At 45.9% G+C, this 20,190-nt stretch carries 21 protein-coding genes; 9 read left to right on the top strand and 12 right to left on the bottom strand.

Features of this window, described 5'->3' with window-relative positions:
- The first annotated feature begins 55 nt into the window (after positions 1–55).
- From NCI00_RS03695 to NCI00_RS03685, 3 genes are all read left to right on the top strand, one after another.
- Positions 56–1,033 (top strand): polyprenyl synthetase family protein, encoded by a 978-nt coding sequence (locus NCI00_RS03695; RefSeq protein ID WP_253525129.1) that lies wholly within the window; start codon positions 56–58, stop codon positions 1,031–1,033.
- 151 nt (positions 1,034–1,184) lie between these two features.
- Positions 1,185–2,078 carry a hydroxypyruvate isomerase family protein gene (locus NCI00_RS03690; RefSeq protein WP_253525127.1) on the top strand — a complete coding sequence of 298 codons (894 nt, stop codon included), beginning with the start codon at positions 1,185–1,187 and terminating at the stop codon, positions 2,076–2,078.
- Between the two features lie 149 nt (positions 2,079–2,227).
- On the top strand, positions 2,228–2,662 hold the full coding sequence (locus tag NCI00_RS03685) for a hypothetical protein (protein ID WP_253525123.1): 435 nt from the start codon (positions 2,228–2,230) through the stop codon (positions 2,660–2,662).
- Positions 2,663–2,685: 23 nt separating this feature from the next.
- Here NCI00_RS03685 and NCI00_RS03680 read toward each other — a convergent pair whose 3' ends face one another.
- Both NCI00_RS03680 and NCI00_RS03675 read right to left on the bottom strand, forming a co-directional pair.
- Positions 2,686–3,318, bottom strand: coding sequence for a hypothetical protein (locus tag NCI00_RS03680; protein ID WP_253525121.1), 633 nt, complete (start codon positions 3,316–3,318; stop codon positions 2,686–2,688).
- Entirely contained in the window at positions 3,302–4,363 is a 1,062-nt protein-coding gene (locus NCI00_RS03675) for a hypothetical protein (protein WP_253525119.1), read from the bottom strand. The genes NCI00_RS03680 and NCI00_RS03675 overlap by 17 nt, the downstream gene beginning before the upstream one ends.
- A gap of 285 nt (positions 4,364–4,648) precedes the next feature.
- Here NCI00_RS03675 and NCI00_RS03670 point away from each other — a divergent pair, with 285 nt between their 5' ends.
- Complete coding sequence (locus NCI00_RS03670; RefSeq protein ID WP_253525117.1) at positions 4,649–5,278, top strand: HPP family protein; 630 nt, start codon at positions 4,649–4,651, stop codon at positions 5,276–5,278.
- 204 nt (positions 5,279–5,482) lie between these two features.
- On the opposite strand, the gene fumC is transcribed toward NCI00_RS03670, so the two are convergent.
- Positions 5,483–6,904: a class II fumarate hydratase gene (fumC, locus tag NCI00_RS03665; RefSeq protein ID WP_253525115.1), complete on the bottom strand. Its 1,422-nt coding sequence runs from the start codon at positions 6,902–6,904 to the stop codon at positions 5,483–5,485.
- A gap of 84 nt (positions 6,905–6,988) precedes the next feature.
- Here fumC and NCI00_RS03660 point away from each other — a divergent pair, with 84 nt between their 5' ends.
- Genes NCI00_RS03660 through NCI00_RS03650 form a run of 3 tightly spaced genes read left to right on the top strand, consistent with a single transcriptional unit; the run spans position 6,989 to position 9,219 of the window.
- On the top strand, positions 6,989–7,276 hold the full coding sequence (locus NCI00_RS03660) for a hypothetical protein (protein WP_253525113.1): 288 nt from the start codon (positions 6,989–6,991) through the stop codon (positions 7,274–7,276).
- 4 nt (positions 7,277–7,280) lie between these two features.
- The gene (locus tag NCI00_RS03655; RefSeq protein ID WP_166557158.1) at positions 7,281–7,544 is read left to right on the top strand and encodes a type II toxin-antitoxin system RelE family toxin; all 264 of its coding nucleotides are present in this window, start codon (positions 7,281–7,283) and stop codon (positions 7,542–7,544) included.
- 10 nt (positions 7,545–7,554) lie between these two features.
- On the top strand, positions 7,555–9,219 hold the full coding sequence (locus tag NCI00_RS03650) for a UxaA family hydrolase (RefSeq protein WP_253525110.1): 1,665 nt from the start codon (positions 7,555–7,557) through the stop codon (positions 9,217–9,219).
- A gap of 57 nt (positions 9,220–9,276) precedes the next feature.
- On the opposite strand, the gene NCI00_RS03645 is transcribed toward NCI00_RS03650, so the two are convergent.
- Positions 9,277–9,918 (bottom strand): hypothetical protein, encoded by a 642-nt coding sequence (locus tag NCI00_RS03645; protein WP_253525108.1) that lies wholly within the window; start codon positions 9,916–9,918, stop codon positions 9,277–9,279.
- 241 nt (positions 9,919–10,159) lie between these two features.
- On the opposite strand from NCI00_RS03645, the gene NCI00_RS03640 reads away from it, so the two are divergent.
- Positions 10,160–11,377 carry an MDR family MFS transporter gene (locus tag NCI00_RS03640; RefSeq protein WP_253525106.1) on the top strand — a complete coding sequence of 406 codons (1,218 nt, stop codon included), beginning with the start codon at positions 10,160–10,162 and terminating at the stop codon, positions 11,375–11,377.
- Between the two features lie 118 nt (positions 11,378–11,495).
- On the opposite strand, the gene NCI00_RS03635 is transcribed toward NCI00_RS03640, so the two are convergent.
- Positions 11,496–11,723, bottom strand: coding sequence for a PspC domain-containing protein (locus NCI00_RS03635; protein WP_166557162.1), 228 nt, complete (start codon positions 11,721–11,723; stop codon positions 11,496–11,498).
- 342 nt (positions 11,724–12,065) lie between these two features.
- On the opposite strand from NCI00_RS03635, the gene NCI00_RS03630 reads away from it, so the two are divergent.
- Positions 12,066–13,808, top strand: a complete 1,743-nt coding sequence (locus tag NCI00_RS03630) for a GMC oxidoreductase (protein WP_253525104.1) — start codon at positions 12,066–12,068, stop codon at positions 13,806–13,808.
- Between the two features lie 38 nt (positions 13,809–13,846).
- Here NCI00_RS03630 and NCI00_RS03625 read toward each other — a convergent pair whose 3' ends face one another.
- The 7 genes from NCI00_RS03625 to NCI00_RS03595 all read right to left on the bottom strand — a co-directional run bounded on the left by NCI00_RS03625 (position 13,847) and on the right by NCI00_RS03595 (position 20,181).
- Positions 13,847–14,590: a hypothetical protein gene (locus NCI00_RS03625; RefSeq protein WP_253525101.1), complete on the bottom strand. Its 744-nt coding sequence runs from the start codon at positions 14,588–14,590 to the stop codon at positions 13,847–13,849.
- Between the two features lie 4 nt (positions 14,591–14,594).
- Positions 14,595–15,143, bottom strand: coding sequence for a YceI family protein (locus tag NCI00_RS03620; RefSeq protein ID WP_253525099.1), 549 nt, complete (start codon positions 15,141–15,143; stop codon positions 14,595–14,597).
- 24 nt (positions 15,144–15,167) lie between these two features.
- Positions 15,168–16,079, bottom strand: coding sequence for a DUF5777 family beta-barrel protein (locus NCI00_RS03615; RefSeq protein WP_253525097.1), 912 nt, complete (start codon positions 16,077–16,079; stop codon positions 15,168–15,170).
- Positions 16,080–16,123: 44 nt separating this feature from the next.
- Complete coding sequence (locus tag NCI00_RS03610) at positions 16,124–16,570, bottom strand: QcrA and Rieske domain-containing protein (RefSeq protein ID WP_253525095.1); 447 nt, start codon at positions 16,568–16,570, stop codon at positions 16,124–16,126.
- Positions 16,571–16,700: 130 nt separating this feature from the next.
- A complete protein-coding gene (locus NCI00_RS03605; RefSeq protein WP_253525093.1) occupies positions 16,701–18,278 on the bottom strand; it encodes a putative outer membrane beta-barrel protein in 1,578 nt (525 codons plus the stop codon).
- Entirely contained in the window at positions 18,275–18,835 is a 561-nt protein-coding gene (locus NCI00_RS03600; RefSeq protein WP_253525091.1) for an RNA polymerase sigma factor, read from the bottom strand. The genes NCI00_RS03605 and NCI00_RS03600 overlap by 4 nt, the downstream gene beginning before the upstream one ends.
- Before the next feature lie 218 nt (positions 18,836–19,053).
- On the bottom strand, positions 19,054–20,181 hold the full coding sequence (locus tag NCI00_RS03595; protein WP_253525089.1) for an efflux RND transporter periplasmic adaptor subunit: 1,128 nt from the start codon (positions 20,179–20,181) through the stop codon (positions 19,054–19,056).
- Positions 20,182–20,190 lie beyond the last annotated feature (9 nt).

Here is a 20,190-nt window from a genome sequence, read left to right as displayed (position 1 = left end):
ATCAACGTATAATAACCAACAACAAAAGACCGACAACAGACAACCCGAAATTCTGATGACTTTTCAACCCTATCTGGAAGCAATTTCAAAACAAATTCAACATACTGCTTACGGCGAGGAGCCTGCCGAATTGTACGAGCCCATTCGTTATATTATGTCTTTGGGAGGCAAGCGTTTACGGCCTTTACTGACGGTTTTATCGGCCAATCTTTTTATTGATGATTGGCAAAAAGCCCTCAAACCTGCGATTGCCGTTGAAGTTTTTCACAATTTTACGCTCATGCACGACGACATCATGGACTGTGCGCCGCTGCGACGCGGCAAGCCTACGGTACATGAAAAATGGAATGCTAACACCGCTATTTTGTCGGGAGATGTGATGCTGGTCAATGCCTATGAATTGCTGTTGGATGTGGCACCTGCGCAGTTGCCGCGCGTCATCCGTCGCTTCAATCGCACCGCCGCCGAAGTATGTGAAGGCCAACAACTAGACATGAATTTTGAAACCCGTACCGACGTGTCGCAGGAAGAGTACATCGGCATGATTCGCCTCAAAACCTCGGTTCTGCTGGGCTTTGCGATGGAATTGGGGGGGATGATTGCGGGGGCTGACGAAGTTACCACCCAATTGCTCTACGACGCGGGCGTCAATATGGGGCTAGGTTTTCAACTCAAAGATGACTTATTAGACGTATACGGCGACCCCGAAAAGTTTGGCAAACAGGTGGGCGGCGATATCATTGCCAATAAAAAAACCTTCATGCTCATCGAAGCGCTGCTACTGGCCGAAGGAAAAACCAAAGACGATTTGAACTACTGGCTGAGCCTCGAACAAGGGACCTACGACACGTCGGAAAAAGTAGCTGCTGTGACGGAAATTTATACCCGACTCGGCCTTGATGTGCTCGCCCAAACGATGGCCGATGCGTATTTCGCCAAGGGATTTGAGGCGTTGGAAAACCTGCCGCTGCCAGTAGACCGTAAAAAACCATTGATTGAATTTGCGGAGTTTTTGGTCGGGCGGGAGAGTTAATCCATAATTTGAATAAAAAGACAGCCATCTATTCGCGTAGGTGGCTGTCTTTATTTGGAACCTCCTTGTTTTGGGATTGAAAGAACAATTTCAAAAATCATTATAAATAAGTAAGTTGTGCCTTTGTTAAAACAGAAAAATAATATCTCCAATGAAACCAACTCTTTCACGCCGCGATGCCATCAAAACGCTTGGTGCGTCGGCGGCAACCTTATCTACCGCTTTAACGAATGAAGCCATGGCCGCCGAACCGCTTAAACTAAAAGGTAATATCAAACATTCCGTCAGCCGTTGGTGCTATGCCTCTATTCCGTTTGAGGAGCTTTGCCAAGCCTCCAAAGACATGGGCATTGAGTCCATAGAGCTCACTGGCCCGAAGGAATGGGAAATAATGAAAAAATACGGACTCACTTCCGCCATGGGCTGGGCCGATCCTTGGCCTGAAAAAACAGGACTCACGAGCTTCCTCAACAATCCCAAAAACCATGATGCCATCTATAAATGTTACGAAGAGTTGCTGCCGCAGGCACAAGCGGCGGGTGTGACCAACGTCATTTGCTTTTCGGGCAATCGCAACGGTTTGGGTGACTATCAGGGCTTGCTCAATTGCCAAAAAGGCATTAAACGATTGATACCCTTGGCCGAAAAATACGGCGTAACTCTCACCATGGAATTGCTGAGTTCGCGCGCCAGCCACCCTGATTATCAATGCGATAATATTGAGTGGGGTGCGGTACTTTGTGAAATGGTTGGTTCCGAAAAATTCAAGATGCTGTACGATATTTACCACATGCAAAGCATGAGCGGTGACCATATTCGCAATATCCAGCGTTATGGAAAATACATCAGCCACTACCATACGGGAGGACATCCGGGGCGTAATGAGATTGATGAAACCCAAGAAATTTATTACCCAGCTATCGTGAAAGCCATCGTTGCCACGGGCTACAAAGGCTACATCGGACAAGAATTTGTGCCTAAAGCCAAAGACAAAGCGGGAATGTTGGAATCCCTCAAAAAATGCGTCCTTATCTGCGACGTATAGTTTGTAAATCAAGTAAATATACCAAGAGCGCCTAGGGATAGATTCCTTGGGCGCTCTTGGCATGTAGGAGTGTTGGGAAGTTGGTTTTTCATTCCAACCATTGAGAATGAGTGAGCGTCTTTGTACAAAACCATCATCCAACTGTTGCTATGAAAAAGCTCTCCATTTTTCTGCTTGCGCTCTGTATCTTTTGGAGCTGTAACAAAGACGAAATCAGCCAAGACCCCAACGTACTGGAAGGCATCTACCGTACCAATGCTTTTTTGGACCCGCTCTGCATTGCTATTACGGACGACAATCAGCTGCCAAGTCTACAAATAACCAAAAAAAGTGACGGCACATTCAACTTGTTGAGGACCAACTACATTCCTCAGCAATCAACCCAAAAACTGGAAGGGGTTACCGCCCAAACCACCACAAAAGGGTTTGAGCTATACTACGGACAAACCAAAATAGGCAGCTATCAGGACGACCGCTGGTATGACGATACGAAAGACAAAGAAGTAACTTCCAAAGTGTTGTCGGTGAGTTATTCTGAACCAACAAAAGGTCTGTATTTTTCTTATTTTGGTGTAAAGAAATAGAGAAGGTACCACTGGCCGAAAGTTCATTGCATTGTCGCAATCAATTTCAAAAGCTCCTCCCGATGGGATGCTTTTTTGATAAACATCGGCAACCGGCTGACCATCGAGCTGTTTTTACGAATGGTGTTTCGTGGGTCAATACCCCGTTCGCGCAGTTTTGCGGTAATGTATTCCCGGAGCATTTCTAGGTGTTCGTAATTGTAGGCCCAAAGCAACTCACCGCGAAAGTCTTTTTGCAACCACAACGGCAGGCCGAAGATGGGGTCGGTCATCCGGCTTTCGTGAAAATACCCGTATGAGATACTTGCTTCGTACTCGCAGTTGTCGCCGCAGTGCGTACAGTGCATGGCGAGTTTTTTCCAAATCCCATTCCACGGAGCCGAGCGGCTCAGCGGTTGGTAACATTCCCGGCATTTGACCGAAACGTGTGCGGTTGCGGCCCCATACCAATGGCCTGTGCTCTCGACGTGGAAACAATCAGGGCAAATGAGTCGAAAGTCTGCTTTTGAAGCGGGCTCTTTGGTGGGGTTGATTTGTGCTTTTCCCTGACATTTGGGGCAATGGACTACAAAGTGAGTGGCGAGATCTCCCAAAGCAACGCCTCTATCGGCAAAGCGCTCGGTGTCTGGGATGGTAGGGCTATTTCTCTTTTTCATGTTTTTTTAACCAGCTGTCTAACACGGGAATACATCTTAAATTGGCCGCTTGCTGGTAGCTTTTCAGCGGGGTATCCAGCGCCTTTCGTAGTTTTCGTACGGCAGGTGCGTAGTCGATGCCTAAGTCTTGAAATTTGGCGATGGTTTGCAGGATGGATTGCGTTTCGGAATAAAACTGACCGTCATAGAAAGTGTGGGTGCGCTCCATAGAGTCCTTAAATTTTTCGGCCATCTTCAAAATACCTGCCTTGATAGGCTCGGCAAAAAGCCGTCGGTCTTCAACGTCATTGTCGGCCAAAAAAGGAAAAACCTCACCTGCCCACGGTGTTTCCAAACGACTAACGAGATATTGCTGCCATTCAGGGTTTGATTTTATTTTGGCAAGGGCGGCCTCTCGCACGGCTTTGTCTTGGTACTTGGTGGTAAAAACCAGAATCAAGACCATTTCAGTCTTGGGGTTATTCTTTTCAATTTGGTCCAAAAATTCTTGTTGACGGCGCGCGTCTTCTGCGTCTCTCATTTCGGCATGTTGTGCTGCTGCAATCGGGATATTGAAGAGCCATTCGCCCAACATCAAAACGCAACTTACCGCGCTTATCAGCACGACGCCTTTCAGTGTCCATTGCCAAATCACAGCGGGTACGAGGGTTTGGAGTGAAGTATTGACCAATACAAAACCTGCCAACAACAACGGGGGCAAGGCCCAAACAATGGTATGTTTTCCTAAAATCCGCATGACCCAAGGTGCGCCGCCGCCGTTGATCATTGCGGCAAAAAAGCTGAAAATCAACAGCGCAATTAAACCCGAAATCACGAATGTGTTGCGTAAAGTGGTTTTTTCGGTTACCCAGTCAAAGCCCCCTTTCCATAAGACAATGGCGGTGGCGATGCTGATGCCCACGGCCACGGCGGCGTACGCAAATAGCAGTGCAAACGCGTGCCCTACGCCGTAGTCCCCGCCTGGGGTGGGTTTGCCCGCCATAGATGCAAGGCTAAAATACCCAATAAGGGCTAACAGAAGTGCGAGGTTTCCGAAGACGTTCATAGCATTAGTACTAAAAACTTGTATTGTTTACACAAAGCTATTTTGTTACGTGTCTACTTTCCAAAAAGAAAAACTCAAGTGCGGTTCTATAACCCTGAGGCGGTAGGTTTACCACTTGGAGCGGGACGACGGCCTGTATGCGGAGAAAAGCCTCCTTTGTTTTTACGTATCTTTCCTATCAAAAAACGCTGAAAATACGGTATAACTTTTGGATATTTGTAGTACAAATCGCGTATCTGCCCTATTCCACACACCGAGAGGCGCGCGAGAAGCTGTATTCCAAAAATGGTAAAGTCAAAAATTAGAAGAGGCTACAGGATAGCCAAGTACATCGTTTATAAAGAAACGCTCGTTGATTCGGTAGAGAATTTTTGGTCATTTGTAGGTGCTTTTTTGGGGGTAGGATTGATTGCCTTTCTACAAAGCGCCCTTTCCGAAACTGACAATTTGTTCTTGATTGGCTCGTTTGGAGCGTCTGCTGTACTCATTTTCGGTGCCATCCAAAGTCCGTTGGCCCAACCCCGTAATCTCGTGGGAGGGCATCTTATTTCTGCGCTGCTGGGTGTGACCATTTACCAACTTTTCCCTAATATTATCTGGCTTACCGCCCCATTGGCGGTAGGGTTGTCCATTATCAGTATGCAAATCACCAAGACGCTGCATCCGCCGGGTGGTGCTACGGCATTGATAGCCGTCATTGGTTCTGAAAAAATAAAAGACCTTGGTTATTGGTTTGTGCTAACGCCCGTGGCTTCGGGAGTGTTTATACTTCTGGCGGTGGCGCTTGTTTTCAACAACCTCACGCCCAACCGCAAATACCCTACCAATCGTCGATATTCAAGAACGTTCAGATGGGCCATCATCCCCACCAAAAAAATAATGAAAAGGATGCGAGGCAAGCGGCAGGTCATTTAAAACCGTACATCATCAAGGTAAATTACTGTAAGTCCAGAGGCGTGTGAATAGGCGTCATGGCTCAGGCCGCCGCGTCGTCAGAGCCGAGCGACTGCTAAAACAAAAAAAGTCGGCTACGTTGGTAGCCGACTTCCTTAGGTTGTAAAACCGAGCTTTTATATTTCTCGGTTTTACATTTAACGTTTCTCGGTTCTAAATAAGCATTTACTTCAAACCTCCCACCATATCTTCGGGGCGTACCCACGCGTCGAATTGCTCTTCGGTCATGTGCGTGAAATCTAAGCCTTTGAGTTCAAATTCGAGAGAAGCCTGTTTGAGCGTAATACCGCGTTTGTGTGCGTCTTGGGCAATGGCGGCGGCGTTGTAATACCCGATTTTGGGGTTAAGGGCCGTTACCAACATCAACGAATTGTTGACGTGCTTGCGGATATTTTCGGTCAATGGCTCGATACCAACTGCGCAATGGTCGTTAAACGCCACGCATACATCACCAATCAAACGCGCTGAGTGCAGGAAGTTATAAATCATTACTGGCTTAAATACATTCAATTCAAAATGACCGTTGGAGCCGCCAATGTTGATAGCAACATCGTTGCCCATCACCTGACAAGCCACCATGGTCATGGCTTCGCACTGCGTAGGGTTTACTTTGCCCGGCATGATAGAGCTGCCTGGTTCGTTGTCGGGAATGTGAATTTCGCCGATACCCGCGCGCGGGCCTGACGACAACATCCGGATGTCGTTGGCAATTTTCATCAAACTTACGGCCACTGTTTTGAGCGCACCGTGGGCTTCAACGATGGCATCGTGGGCGGCGAGTGCTTCAAATTTATTTTCAGCCGTGATAAAAGGTAAGCCCGTCAAAGCAGCAATGTGCGCTGCTACATTTTCCGAATAGCCTTTGGGCGTGTTGATTCCTGTACCTACGGCCGTACCGCCCAGTGCCAATTCTGAAAGGTGCGCCAAGGTGTTTTTAATGGCGCGAAGTCCGTGATTCAATTGCGAAACATAGCCCGAAAATTCCTGACCGAGTGTCAGCGGCGTAGCATCCATAAAGTGGGTGCGACCGATTTTTACCACGTCTTTGAAGGCTTCCGACTTGGCTTGGAGCGTATCACGGAGTTTTTCGATGCCGGGAATGGTTACCTCAGTCAGAATCTGATACGCCGCAATGTGCATCGCCGTCGGGAAGGTGTCATTTGAAGATTGCGATTTGTTGACGTCGTCGTTGGGGTTTAGGTATTTCTTTTCATCCAAAAGCGACCCACCATTGATGACGTGCGCACGGTAGGCAATCACCTCATTACAGTTCATGTTTGACTGGGTTCCGGAGCCAGTTTGCCACACCACCAACGGAAATTGGTCGTTGAGTTTGCCATCCAAAATTTCGTCGCATACTTGGGCAATCAGGTTTTTCTTGTCTTCGGGAAGAATGCCTGCCTCAAAGTTGGTGATGGCGGCGGCTTTTTTGAGATAGGCAAACGCCCGAATGATTTCTTTGGGCATTTTGTTAATATCTTGCGCAATCGGGAAATTCATGATAGAGCGCTGGGTCTGTGCGCCCCAATACACATGGGCTGGTACTTCTACTTTGCCCATGGTGTCTTTTTCGATACGGTATTCCATTATTGTGGTTGATTGGATTTGAGATTATGGGAATCTTAATCAAGATTGGTAGCGCAAAAGTAAACACAAAACGCTGAATCGCTTTTGATAGAAATCATAATCTCTCTAAATTTACCAAAAAAACAAAAGGCAATGGCTGCAACAGCAACTCTCCGAAAACAACGCCTTATGCTGGACATACAGGTAACTCCAAAACAAAAGAAGGCTTTGATGAGTGTACTTAAAGCATTGGATATTGAAATAAAGCAACGCGAGCTTACGGAAGAAGAAGAGGATACTGCCCTGTATTTGGCAATGGAGGAGGGAAAGAAAGAGGGGCGAGCTACTGAGAAAGAGAAAGAAGACTTTGAAAAATGGCTTTTTCAGAAATAACAGTATGAAATACGACTATGAGAATGCCTATTTGAGAGATGCCAAAAAGTTGCCTGAAGCCCTAAGGTTATTGCTTCAAGACGTGGTATTGTCAGTCAGAGAAGCCAAAACACTTCAAAATATCCCCAATCTCAAAAAACTTTCGGGTTATAAAAATGCCTACAGAATCAGGATAGGAGAATACCGCATTGGCCTTTATTTAGAAGGCGATGTACTCGTATTTGCCCGAATTTTGCCCCGAAAAGAGATTTATCGCTTTTTCCCATAACTTAATTGGTATGTTACATAAAGTCTTAAAAGTAAATTCAAATGATAACGTTATTGTAGCCCTGCGCGATTTGTCTGCGGGGGAAGTGGTTGATTTTGAGGGAGAAAGCTACGTATTGCCGTATACCGTTTATGCCAAACATAAATTTGTGACCCACGACCTAGCCATCGGCGATGCCGTCATGATGTATGGTGTGTTGGTGGGTCGTGCTTCGCAACCCATCAAGCGGGGTGAGCCAGTTACTACTTATAATTTAAAGCATGATTCTGAGCCGTACAGCACGGCCAAGCGCCAACCCTACAGCTGGACGCCGCCTGACGTAAGCAAGTGGATAGGTAGAACGTTTAAAGGCTACCGTCGCTCGGATGGTAAGGTGGGGACGTATAATTATTGGTTGGTAATACCATTGGTATTTTGCGAAAACCGAAATGTATTGACCCTGAAAGATGCTTTTGAGCGTGAACTGGGCTATGCTCAACCCGACCTGTACCGCGACCAAGTACGGGAGCTTTTGCACTTGTACCAAAACGGGCAAATGGATGTCATCAAGAAACTAGAACCTTTTGTTAGCGTTGCTGCTCCAAGTACAGAAGCCTCTGGCATGACGAAAAGACCTTTCAAAAACGTCGATGGCATCAAATTTCTCACGCACGAAGGCGGCTGTGGCGGTACGCGGCAGGATGCGCATACCCTATGCTCGTTGTTTGCATCGTATGCTGTTCACCCCAATGTGGCCGGAATTACGGTGTTGAGTTTGGGTTGTCAAAACTCCGAAGAGAAGATTCTGATGGACGAAATTCATAAGCGCAGCCCTCATTTTGATAAACCGTTGTACATTTTTGAACAACAGCAGGGTACGGAAGCGCAAATGATGTCGATGGCCATCAAGCAGACGTTTTTGGGCTTGATAAAAGCTGACAAATACGAGCGCGAAGAGGTGCCCATTACCGAGCTGGTCGTGGGCTTAAAATGCGGCGGCTCGGACGGTTTCTCGGGCATTTCGGCTAATCCCGTTTTAGGGCAAGTCTCGGATATTTTGGTAGCCCTTGGAGGAAAAACCTTACTGGCTGAGTTCCCTGAACTGCACGGCGTAGAGCAGGAATTGTTAAACCGTTGTGTTACGGAAGAAAAGGCGGCCAAGTTTGAGCGGCTCATGCGCGATTATTCGGGCAAGGCCGATGCGGTCGGGTCGGCTTTTGCGTTCAATCCTTCGCCGGGCAATATCAAAGACGGACTCATCACCGACGCCATCAAATCAGCGGGTGCGGCCAAAAAAGGTGGCTCGGCTCCGATTCAGGACGTAACCAATTATACTGAAATATCATCCGAAAAAGGCCTCCAACTCGTTTGCACGCCCGGCAATGACGTTGAAGCCACTACTGGTAAAACAGCCGCCGGTGCCACGGTGATTCTGTTTACAACTGGTTTGGGAACGCCGACGGGCAATCCGATTTGTCCTGTCATGAAAGTGGCAACCAACTCTACTTTGGCCCAAAAAATGTCGGATGTGATAGATTTTGACTGCGGTCCCGTCGTGACGGGAGAACAAACCATTGCCCAGAATGCCGATGCGTTGTTGGAAGAAATTATCCAAGTAGCCAGCGGCAAACTTACCCACGCCCAACGCTTGGCCCAAGATGATTTTATCCCTTGGAAACGAGGCGTTTCATTGTAGACTGAGCGCTGTAATTGTCGGACGGTTTTGAACTGTCGAACAATTACAGAAAATTAATCAGTAAGGAAAATACGTAATGTGAACGCTGATAATACCCATGTCGATGCCTGTCCAAGTAAGCGGTGCTGCTCTCACTTCCAAGGCATAGTATGAGTTTTTGTTGTCAATCGTATGGTAGGGTTTCTCCACAGGATTGAAATTGTTAAAAGTACCACATCTTACGGTGCCAGATTGACCCGAAGTAGTGAGAGAATAATATCCATTGCCCGTGAGTGTCTGCGGATTGTATTGCCACAATATCATATTTAAATTATTATCAGCGTTATTATCATAATAACAGGCTTTGATTTCTTTGATTCTTGCTCGGTGCGGAAGATAGACAGGAGCAGACAGGTCAGCATTTGCCCCTGAGCCTAAATAAACACTGTTGAAATTGCCTATGCTGTAAAACACGCTGCTCGAAGAGGGGCGAAAAGCAGAGGGAGGAATGCTGAGATAAGAAACTGAGTCAGGAGAAAGGGGGATAAGTACCCCGTCGGGTGTAGCAACTACAGGACGTTGATTGGAGCCTGACAAAGTGGAAGAACGAATGGCCCCCGATACATCTACTTTGTTTGCTGCGTTAGGAGAGAGGGTTACTTGTGCAATAACGTTACAGGACAAAAGGAGAATCAGAGAAAGAAATAGAGCCGTTTTCATAACGCATGGATTTTGTTTAATGACACTGCCAAAATAGGTACTTACGGTGAAAAAGAAAAAAGTTGGACGTAAACTAAACTAAAGTGTTTTTTCATGCCGATGTTGGTGTTTTTTACCAACATCCCTTCGCTAATCGACTTTGCATTTTTACGGTTTGGTGATAACACCAAACAGGGCAGCAGCAACAGATTTTTAACGGTCGGTCGGTTTTAAACGGGCTGACTGTTAACTTTGCCGCATTATGTTACAGAAAACAGCCACTCTTTATCGAAATGCGTACGGCGGCATCTCCCGCGAAATCTGGCTTCTGGCCTTTGTGATGTTCATCAATCGTTCGGGTACGATGGTGATTCCCTTCATGAGCGTGTACCTGACGCAGGCACTCCATTTCAGTTTGCCCAATGCCGGTTTGGTAGTGAGTTGTGCGGGTGCTGGTGGGATATTGGGGACGTATTTTGGCGGTAAACTGACCGATAAAGTAGGGCATTACTACGTCCAAATGGCAAGTTTGGCATTGGGCGGCTTGATGTTTTTTGTGCTGATGCAAATGCGTACGTTGCCCACTTTGTGTATTTCTACGTTTTGTTTGAGTCTGGTAGGTGAAGCTTTTCGGCCCGCAAATTCTACTTCCATAGCGTTTTACAGCACCCCCGAAAATCGCACGCGGGCGTATGCCATCAACCGTCTGGCCATCAATATCGGTTGGGCCATCGGGCCGGCGTTGGGTGGTTTTTTTGCAACGATTGGCTACAAATATTTATTCATTGCCGATGGTATTACCAATATTTCGGCGGCAGTGGTACTGGCCGTATTGGTTAAAAATCGGGACAAAACCCACGGTGCAGAATACGATAAAGATGCGGTTGTCGTGCCAGCACAATCTGCTTTTCGGGATGGTATTTATATGCGATTTGTGGTGTTTACGATTTTGTTTGCCATCGGGTTTATGCAGTTTTTTAGCATTGTACCCGTATTTTGGAAAACAGAACTCCACGTCAACGAATTTTACATTGGTTTACTGCTCGGCTCAAACGGACTGTTGGTGGCAGCGTTTGAAATGATTTTGATTTACTACATTGAGCCGTTACGTCCTAAACTTACCTTTATCAGTTGGGGGGTGCTTTTTTGCGGACTTAGCTATTTACTCTTCATTGTTTTTCAGGGTTTTGTGTGGATTTTGCCCCTTGCCGTAATTACCATTACCCTCAGCGAAATGTTGGCCATGCCATTTATGAACTCTTTCACGATGGAGCGCTCTACGCCCCAAAATCGGGGACAATATTCGGCATTATACTCTATGTGCTACGCCATTGCGCAGGTTGCGGCCCCAGTGTTGGGTGGGCAAATCGCCGCCACTTATGGCTATTATGCCCTTTGGGGTGTTATTATTGGATGTATGCTGGCGGCCTTTGTGGGCTTTCGTTGGGTGCAGACATTGATTGAACAGGAGAAACAGTAGTGGGGGCGAGTTCTCAAACCCGCTTTTGGCTCGGGATGTGAGCATCCCTTGGCACAAAAAAAATGCCGACCCTCTCCAAAGTCGGCATTCATTTGCAAACACTGTTTCACTTCAACCCCTAGATACGAATCACGCTCGTATCCGTTGATTCTTTAATGGCGGTCGGCAGTACTGCCCACAAAATGATGTAAATCATGACGGTGGGAAAGCCTGCGGTAAAGAAGAACGCCAGCACAAACAGGATGCGAACCAGTGCCCGGTCTATCCCGAAATGATGCGCCATCCCAGCGGCAACTCCCCCGATAACTGATTGATTGGCAATGCGATATAATCTGTTTGTTTCCATGGCTATTTCAGTATTTTAATGCTTTGTTGGTTATTCTTGGCTGTTTTGATGGGTCAAATGTAGGGGTGCTGCTGAAACTTGCCAAAGGGATTATAACCAACGGAAAAGGGGCTTGATGAATGGATGTTTTTGAGGATATTGTTGGTTAGAAAAACAGGATGAAAATGAAGGAGGCCTCAGGGGTGGGGGTTCTTTCTAAGAATTTTTAAAAGGAAAGCAAAAAGACCGTTATTTTTGTTCAATAGACAGTAAGTCAAAATAGACCCGACTTTTTTATAGTGTAGAACCTAACCCACTTAACTTTACCTTCGGAGGTCCACCGCCGAGGTGCTATGAATCCACATGAGTTACTTTAACATAGATTCCATCAAAGAACGCACCGGTGCGACGAATCGCCGTGCGACGGACCGTTTTGACGCCATCGTCATTGGCACGGGTATCAGCGGTGGCTGGGCCGCTAAAGAGCTGACTGGAAAAGGCTTACGCACGCTGGTATTGGAGCGAGGGCGAGATGTAAAGCACATTGCGGATTATCCAACGGCGATGAAAAACCCGTGGGAATTTCCGCATTTAGGGGAGGTCCCGTTGGAGTTAAAACAAAAAAGCCCTGCTTCGAGTGGACACTATATTTTCAAAGAGCCAACGCTGCACTTTGTGGTGAAAGATTTCGAGCATCCGTTTGTGCAGGAGAAACCTTTTTCGTGGATGCGCGGCTACCAAGTGGGAGGACGCTCGCTTTTGTGGGCGAGGCAAACACAGCGCTGGTCGGATTTTGATTTTGAAGGCCCCGCACGTGACGGTTTTGCGGTTGATTGGCCCATTCGTTACGCTGACATTGCACCTTGGTACAGCTACGTTGAAAAATTCGCGGGTATTTCGGGCAACAAAGACGGGTTGCCTAACTTACCCGACGGAGAGTTTTTGACGCCGCACGAAATGAGTTGCGTTGAAAAACACTTCAGTCAGCAGGTAGCCAAAAACTACACCGACCGTCATATCATCATCGGCCGTACGGCCAATCTCACCGACCCCAAGCCTATTCACTACCAACAAGGCCGAGCCAAGTGCCAACACCGGGTGCTTTGTGAGCGTGGTTGCCCGTACGGTGGGTATTTTAGCACCAATGCGTCTACGTTGCCGTGGGCGGAGCGGACGGGCAAAATGACCCTGAAAACGCATTCGGTGGTGCATTCAATCATTTATGATGAACAAAAACAACGGGCAACGGGAGTACGTGTGATAGATGCCAACACGAAGGAGATGACCGAATACTACGCCAAAATCATCTTTCTGAATGCCTCCGCACTTAATTCCAATCTGATTTTACTAAATTCTACCTCCAATCGTTTTCCTAATGGTTTCGGCAACGACAGCGGGGTATTAGGAAAATACATCGGGTTTCACAATTACCGTGGACGCGTTTCGGCCGAGTACGACGGTTTTCACGATACCACCACCGAAGGCAAACGGCCCAACGGTGCTTATGTACCGCGTTTTAGGAATGTCTATAAACAAGAGACGGACTTTTTGCGGGGGTATGCCGCTTCGATGGGCTCATCAAAAATCGGTGTTCCGACCGATGGGTTGTTTGGGGAGGAACTCAAAGACCAACTGTCCAGACCTTCCGAAGAAGGTTGGAGCATCGGAGCCAATATGATGGGGGAGGTGTTGACCAAAGAAAGCAATCATGTACGCCTCGACCCGAATCTGAAAGACGATTGGGGAATTCCGCAGTTGCGTATGTCGGTCGATTTTGATGACAACGACATGAAAATGGTGAAGGATTTTTACGAGCAATTTACCGAAATGTTCACCAAAGCAGGCTTCACCAATATCAAAACGATGGACACGAAACGCGTGCCAGGCAACGAAAACCACGAAATGGGCGGTATACGGATGGGCAAAGACCCCAAAACCTCAATGCTCAATAAATGGAATCAGATGCACGCCTGCAAAAATGTATTCGTGACCGACGGCGGTTGTATGACTTCAACCGCCACCCAAAATCCATCCCTTACCTACATGGCCCTGACGGCTCGGGCGGTTGACTATGCCGTGAAGGAAATGCGGAAAGGAAATTTGTAGATAATTTTGAATGTGGATAAAGAGGAATCTAAAACACTCTAGTCATTCTTTGCCCCTTGCAAAATCCATTTTTGAATCACCAACAACTGGCAATCCGTCAATTTTCCAGTCGGGGGCATGGGTGAGTAGCCTTGTTGCGAGCTCATTGTGCCAAAAAGTCGTTGGTTGTCAACGTAAATTTTTACGTTATTATAACTGTCTAATAGTACACTCCCTGAGGCAGCACCTGTTTTGTGGCAACCCACACAATAGGTGTCCAACATGGGCTTCACTGATTTTGAAAAGCTTACATTGGCCGTATCCACGCTTACATTGCAAATTGTTTCCTTAGCGCCTTGTTGAATCCATTTAAGAAACAAGTCGGTTTGGGCTTTGGAGAGAGGCGCAGAAGGGGGCATTCGGTCTTTTCCTGTATCAATCATTACTTGGTATAGCTTGCTGCTGAGGGGCTTAGTGGTATTGATGCCTTTGCTCGTGATGGTTTTATAGCTCGTTAATTCATACCCGTCTTCCTTACTTTTGGCATCATGGCAGCCGCTGGTGGCGCAATTGCTCACAATCAGCGGAAGGATTTGGGTATTAAAACATACTTGGTCACCTTCCGTCGTGTTTGGCACAATCGTGCAGGTCAGGGAGATACCCGTAGCAGTATTTGTACCATTTGAGGGATTGGTCGGGTCGGGGGTAGTGGTTGAAGTGGTTTCGGGGGTGGGTTTTTCGTAAAGGCAGGAAACAAGCACCCCGATAATGCCAATAAAGAGGAGAAATTTAAGTGGTTTCATGGCTTTATTTTTTTTTGGTAAAGACAAAATGGTTTTTGACGGTCAGCGACTCGGCGATTTTGGCCATCACCAGCGTCGGAATTTCTATTTTATGGTCAGCCAGTTTTACGTCGAAGTTACCGACAAAGGTTAATTGCTCTTTTCCAACCGTTAATTTCCCCTTAATGACTCGTTCTTGTTTTACCCCGTGCATCTCTAAAATGCCCTTGGCAGATACATCATATACCCCTTCTTTTTTGAAATCAATCACTTCTTGAATCTTCCCTTTAAACGTCGAATTGGGATATTTTTCAGATTCCATGTAATTTTCATTGAAGTGCTCTTCCATGAGCTTATTGGGAAAGTGAAACGCTACATTCTGAATTCTCACGGCCACTTCCGAGGTCGAAGTGTTGATAATTGCCTCCACCTGTTTATTGAGAGCAGAAATATTCTCTAAAGGAGTTTCGGAAAAAAAACTCGTTTCGCCCCCCTGCGTCATAAACAACTGAGATTTTGCCTGAAAAGCAATAAAGTGTATGATAATCAATGGAATAACCAATCGTGCTTTCATGATTGTTTGATTTTTGGAGTAAGATTATTTGTGTGTTTTCTTGGCGCTTTTATCAAAACTGAAGACCCTTGATACATTGAATCCGTAGAAGATATCACCGTTTTGCCACATTCCTTCGGTTTGGCCGATGAGGTATTTTTCGGTCATTCCCTTGGAGTTTGTGAAATGAAGTTGGAATACGTGGCCGCCCGTTTCGATGTCGAAGCCGATGGAAAGGGCATTTTTAAACTGTGGGTCACGTAGGGAAATTTCACCAGCCGAGGTAGGAGTGTAGTAATATTCAATGTTGAACGACGTACGGCGCGTCAATTTGAAGCGGCCGCCCATGCCCAAGCTATACAGAGTATTGGCGTCGTTTTCGGTTTCTACTTTGTTGCGGTGCAGTATCGAAGGAGTAAGCTGCAACGAAACCCGCTCCCCAAATTTTCGGGCAATTAACAATTGCCCACAATAAGTTTGGCGTTCTAAATTGTTAAAAAAACGGGCATTTGGCTGAGAGGGCATTGTATTGGTGTAGGCCGCCGCCAACAATGCCACGGTGACGGGCATTACCTTGGCTCCTGAGGCTTGCCGCAACAGTTTGTACTTGGCATAATAATCATAGGTTTTTTGGTAGCTGTTGCGTCCAACGCCAACGGTCAGGCGGTCAGTAAGGCCAAATTCAAATCCTAACCGAATTTGAGATTGATCCAGACCAAACAACTCTTGATACCCCGAATTCAATGCACCGAATCGGTGTGAGATTCTGAAGTCAAGGTGCTTAGCCGCGACGGTTTCTATCGAATGCCCCGATACGATACGGCTTGACTTGAACGTAGCCGAGGCATAGTTAACAACCGGCTTTTGAATTTTATTGAGTTCGTCCAACAAATCGTCTTGGGCGTGTGCAACAATCGCAACAAAGCTAATCAGTAGAAAAAGTGGGTATTTTTTCATTTTAAGGCGTTAGAGAAGTGTCAGACTGAATGCCTGCATGATAGTTAAGCGGCTTTTACCGTAAGTGTGGTGCCATTGAGTGAGGTGGTATAAACCGTCAGCCCCTTTTTACCTTCAGTGTTCAGTCCTTTTCCTGCGTTGTCGAAACGGGCTCCGTGAGCAGTGCAATAAAACTCCCCTGATCTATAGGTGATTTCGCGCTTTTGTTCGTGGCTACAGATGAGCGTTACGGCTACGTAAGTGTTGGTACCCGTACGAGCTACCACTACATTTTGGGCGGGAAGGACCACATAGCCATTATTGGCTTTAAGGGCGGAGTATTTGCTGTCGGTTAGGTCAAGTATAATATCGGCCCCTAAGGGAGTTACGGCTGAATCATTTTGGCAACTTGTGAGGCTATTTCCAGCACAATAGACAGCCATGAGGGCGGCCCCTTTTAATCCTAAATTCTTCAAAAATGCATTGCGGTTGATTTTTTCTTGGTCAATCATTTTAAAATTCTGGTTACGTGGGATTGCATGTTTTCGTCAGTAAGAGGGGAATTTTGAAGAAAAGGTGGGGTGACCCACAAAAAAAAGTGCCGAACATCGTTGTTCGGCACTTTTAAAAGATGGTAATTTCTTATTTCTTCATTTGATATTTTAGCCCAAAATGGCATCCAAATCCGCCGATAAATGTCCGAAGAGGCAAATTTTGAACCATACTTTTAATGCTGGTTTGATAGTAGGGTTCTCCAAATACACTCCAATTTCGGCCATAACGTATTTCTGCTCCTAACCCAACATTCAACCCAAAATGTGCACTTGTATTTTGGAAATGGGTAAGTGTTGTATAAAAATCGTGGCCGTCTGGTTCATAAATTTCTACTTTCATTTGCTGTTTTGTGGGGGTGGCCCAATAACCACCAACAAGGGTGTAGAGTTTTAAATTGGTGTTTCTTTGCTCAAACCAGTGCAGCTTCTGACGGTAAAAGTCATAACTGAATGCCAACGGAATGCGTAAAAATTGCACAAAATTATCTTCGTCACTTTCAAGGACTACGCTACTGCCTACCGCTGGGTTGGAAGTGTAGAAATCTCCAGGGATTTGGGCAATGCCAAAGACCGTTTTTTTGAAAAATGTGGGCTGACCGTTTATATCCTGGGCAATCAAGGTTTCTTTATTCAGTCCTGAATGTTCAAAGCGTATGGTTTGGTGTTCTAGCCCCGTTAACAGGCTTAGGTTGCTGGATAGTTTAATGCCAACACGTATACCAGCCACTTGGGTGCTTGTAATATTTTCGTGACCAAACTCAAAAGCATCAATATTGTCTCTTCTTAAATTAAGTTTATTGAGCTCTGGGGCATAATAGGCCGATAACGAAAGCCGCTCACTGAAAGGCTGATGAGGTTTTTTAGGTTTTGCAGTTGATTGATTTTTTAGCGTATAGTGAATTTTAGGGATGCTCAGATGCGGTACAATTGAATAATTCAACGCCTCTAAAAAATCAAGATTAAGTAAGTCGGGTTTCCCTTCATTCAACTCCTCGGCGGTATTTGTTAAGCCGTCTGTGGAAAGTATGCTATCCCCGATTAGCGCTTTGTTGTCTGTTAAATTTTGGCCGTAAGATTCAACTTTGCCAGCCTGTTTTCGGCGATTTAGATTTTGGGCGAGGGGTTGGTTATTGAAAATGCTGCGTTTACGGTTGTCAGCTCCATTATTTTCAACAATATTTTTTGAATCGAATGCCCTATTTTTATGGATTCCGATTTTAGGATGTAAAGTAGCAGTTTCTTCATGCGGTAAAATTTTGATATTTTTGTCGGTATTAAGTTGATTTTCAGGTTTTTCGTAATTATTTTGAGCTAAATCAGGGCCGTCGTCGATGGATTCAGGAATGGGCACCCGAATGTAAACCCGCTCCGTTCGGGTAATATAAACGGTGTCAGTTTGTTTGACTTTTAGGGTCTGCTGGACTACCGACTCTGGCCGTGCGGGGGCGTTTCCTTTTAGCAATACATAGCCCGTACTGCCCAACAGCAGCATGACTATGCCCAAGGCGGCTTTAAGCCAGCCATTTTCTGTTTGGAGTCGGCCCAACTGTATTTGGAGCACATTGGCCCGCATGGTATCCAAATTGGTTGTGGGTGGCTCGAACGACATCCGTTCAATCATCGAACGAAAGGTTTCGTCTAGTTTGTGTGGTTCTTGCTCGCTCATATCGAACGGGTTTTAGCTTCTCTGTTCATCATCAAAATCTTCTTCTGTAGCAGTCGGCGGGCATCTTGCAAGTTTGATTTAGAGGTGCCTTCGCCAATGCCCAATTGCTTAGCGATTTCCTGGTGTTTAAATCCCTCAAAAACGTATAAATTGAACACCATCCGATAGGATGGGGGCAAGCTTTGTACCAAAAGTAATAATTCGTCGGCTGAAAGCTGGCTTTCAATATCTTCGTCGGCAATGGGTTGGGAATGGTCGTTCAACACGGAAATGTCATCCAAGTGATGACCTAGCTTGACATTCTTTTTATAATGTTCAAGTGAAACATTGACCATTATGCGTCGTATCCAACCTTCAAACGAACCCTCATTGCGGAAGCGGTGCAATTCCTGAAAAACTTTCATAAACCCCTCTTGCAGAAGGTCTTTGGCGTCTTCGTAATCACTCACATACCGTTTGCATACCACCATCATCTTGGGGGCATACTGTTGATAGAGGCGTTCATAAGCAAATGATTCTCCTCGCAAACAGGCTTTTATGAGCTGACTTTCCGGCAAAATATTATAAGGTTTAGTGATAAATCAAATGAACATATCATCTATTCGGAGAGTCTTATTTTTATCATAGGAGTCGGTATTTAAGAATGAATATTGTTCTCAATCCGCCTATCTCCCACAAGATGATAAAAGGCTCAAAAGGGTGGGGTGACCCATAAAATATAGTTGGATTTTGCACCGATTTGTGCAAAATCCAACGGACAGTAAGTTGGATTTAACTACTCTTCCGACTTATTTTTAAGGCTCATCAGCAAGGCATACGCCCCTTTTACCACAAAGGTTTGGTTGGTTTTATCGAGATTAAGTAGCTCCGTAAAGCCATTTTCGGTGTTGCCGATTTGCACTTCTTTTATTTCAAATTCATTGGCAGCTTTCTTGATAAAAGCATAGTGCTTGCCCTCGTAGCGCACAATGGCGTCTTCGGGCAGTACGTAGGCGCTGTTGTTTTTGACTTCTACTTCGGCGTTCATGTATGTACCGGGAATGAGGGCTTTGTCGTAGTTTTTAAAATGACATTGCACTTCCGTGGCTCGGTCGGCAGTGAGGTCTTTTCCAATCATGATGATTTCCGAAACATACTTTTTATCGGGACGACTGTTGGTAAAAGTTAGGATTTTTTGCCCAATAAAAAGTTTATCCACGTCTTTTTCAAACACCTTCAACGCCAAGTGAATATCGGTCGGATTGATGAGTTCAAACATCACTTCGGTGGGTGAGACGTACTTGCCAATGTTGCTGTTGATTTTAGAAACGTAACCGCTGATGGGCGAATAAATGCTTACCGTTCTCGAAATATTGTCTTCGGTCAATTTCGTTGGATTTATGCCTGCCAATTTCAATTTTTCGGCCAACGCACTCAACAATACCCGCTGCCCTCTGAATTCGGCTTCCGATTGTTGATAGACCTTGTCGCTGCTGGCTTTGCTTTGGTTGAGGTCTTTTTGGCGCAGGTACTCGTTTTCTAAGAAATTGATTCTGGATTTGGCTGTCAAATAATCCTGCTGCAATTGGATGTATTGTTGGTCTTCCATCACGGCCAACAATTGTCCTTTGCGTACGTTCATCCCCACCAACAAATCCGTATTTTTCAAATAGCCGCCCAGCGGAACACTGATGGAAACCACGTTTTGGGGCGGCACTTCTATCTTTCCATTGACTTTTAGCACCGACGAGATTTGCATTTGCTTTAAACTGCCCGTCACAATTCCCGCGTTTTTGATTTGAATTTCGGTGAGTTTTACAGCGTTTTCGTTGGTTGGCGCAGTAGCCGTTTGTTCTTCGGTCGTTTTGCTGCCGCAGGCGGTCAATATGCCAAGGGCTGCGATGAATATGAGTGTATTTTTCATGGTGATTGT

It is taken from the genome of Runella salmonicolor, from assembly GCF_024158025.1.
Taxonomy (GTDB): domain Bacteria; phylum Bacteroidota; class Bacteroidia; order Cytophagales; family Spirosomataceae; genus Runella; species Runella salmonicolor.
This window is presented reverse-complemented; position numbering and strand designations above follow the sequence as displayed.

Bases quoted from the DNA above. Each gene is read 5' to 3' on its own strand.
- NCI00_RS03695 (WP_253525129.1), top strand. From the start codon at position 56: ATGACTTTTCAACCCTATCTGGAAGCAATTTCAAAACAAATTCAACAT.
- NCI00_RS03690 (WP_253525127.1), top strand. From the start codon at position 1,185: ATGAAACCAACTCTTTCACGCCGCGATGCCATCAAAACGCTTGGTGCG.
- NCI00_RS03685 (WP_253525123.1), top strand. From the start codon at position 2,228: ATGAAAAAGCTCTCCATTTTTCTGCTTGCGCTCTGTATCTTTTGGAGC.
- NCI00_RS03680 (WP_253525121.1), bottom strand. From the start codon at position 3,318: ATGAAAAAGAGAAATAGCCCTACCATCCCAGACACCGAGCGCTTTGCC.
- NCI00_RS03675 (WP_253525119.1), bottom strand. From the start codon at position 4,363: ATGAACGTCTTCGGAAACCTCGCACTTCTGTTAGCCCTTATTGGGTAT.
- NCI00_RS03670 (WP_253525117.1), top strand. From the start codon at position 4,649: ATGGTAAAGTCAAAAATTAGAAGAGGCTACAGGATAGCCAAGTACATC.
- fumC (WP_253525115.1), bottom strand. From the start codon at position 6,904: ATGGAATACCGTATCGAAAAAGACACCATGGGCAAAGTAGAAGTACCA.
- NCI00_RS03655 (WP_166557158.1), top strand. From the start codon at position 7,281: ATGAAATACGACTATGAGAATGCCTATTTGAGAGATGCCAAAAAGTTG.
- NCI00_RS03650 (WP_253525110.1), top strand. From the start codon at position 7,555: ATGTTACATAAAGTCTTAAAAGTAAATTCAAATGATAACGTTATTGTA.
- NCI00_RS03645 (WP_253525108.1), bottom strand. From the start codon at position 9,918: ATGAAAACGGCTCTATTTCTTTCTCTGATTCTCCTTTTGTCCTGTAAC.
- NCI00_RS03640 (WP_253525106.1), top strand. From the start codon at position 10,160: ATGTTACAGAAAACAGCCACTCTTTATCGAAATGCGTACGGCGGCATC.
- NCI00_RS03635 (WP_166557162.1), bottom strand. From the start codon at position 11,723: ATGGAAACAAACAGATTATATCGCATTGCCAATCAATCAGTTATCGGG.
- NCI00_RS03630 (WP_253525104.1), top strand. From the start codon at position 12,066: ATGAGTTACTTTAACATAGATTCCATCAAAGAACGCACCGGTGCGACG.
- NCI00_RS03625 (WP_253525101.1), bottom strand. From the start codon at position 14,590: ATGAAACCACTTAAATTTCTCCTCTTTATTGGCATTATCGGGGTGCTT.
- NCI00_RS03620 (WP_253525099.1), bottom strand. From the start codon at position 15,143: ATGAAAGCACGATTGGTTATTCCATTGATTATCATACACTTTATTGCT.
- NCI00_RS03615 (WP_253525097.1), bottom strand. From the start codon at position 16,079: ATGAAAAAATACCCACTTTTTCTACTGATTAGCTTTGTTGCGATTGTT.
- NCI00_RS03610 (WP_253525095.1), bottom strand. From the start codon at position 16,570: ATGATTGACCAAGAAAAAATCAACCGCAATGCATTTTTGAAGAATTTA.
- NCI00_RS03605 (WP_253525093.1), bottom strand. From the start codon at position 18,278: ATGAGCGAGCAAGAACCACACAAACTAGACGAAACCTTTCGTTCGATG.
- NCI00_RS03595 (WP_253525089.1), bottom strand. From the start codon at position 20,181: ATGAAAAATACACTCATATTCATCGCAGCCCTTGGCATATTGACCGCC.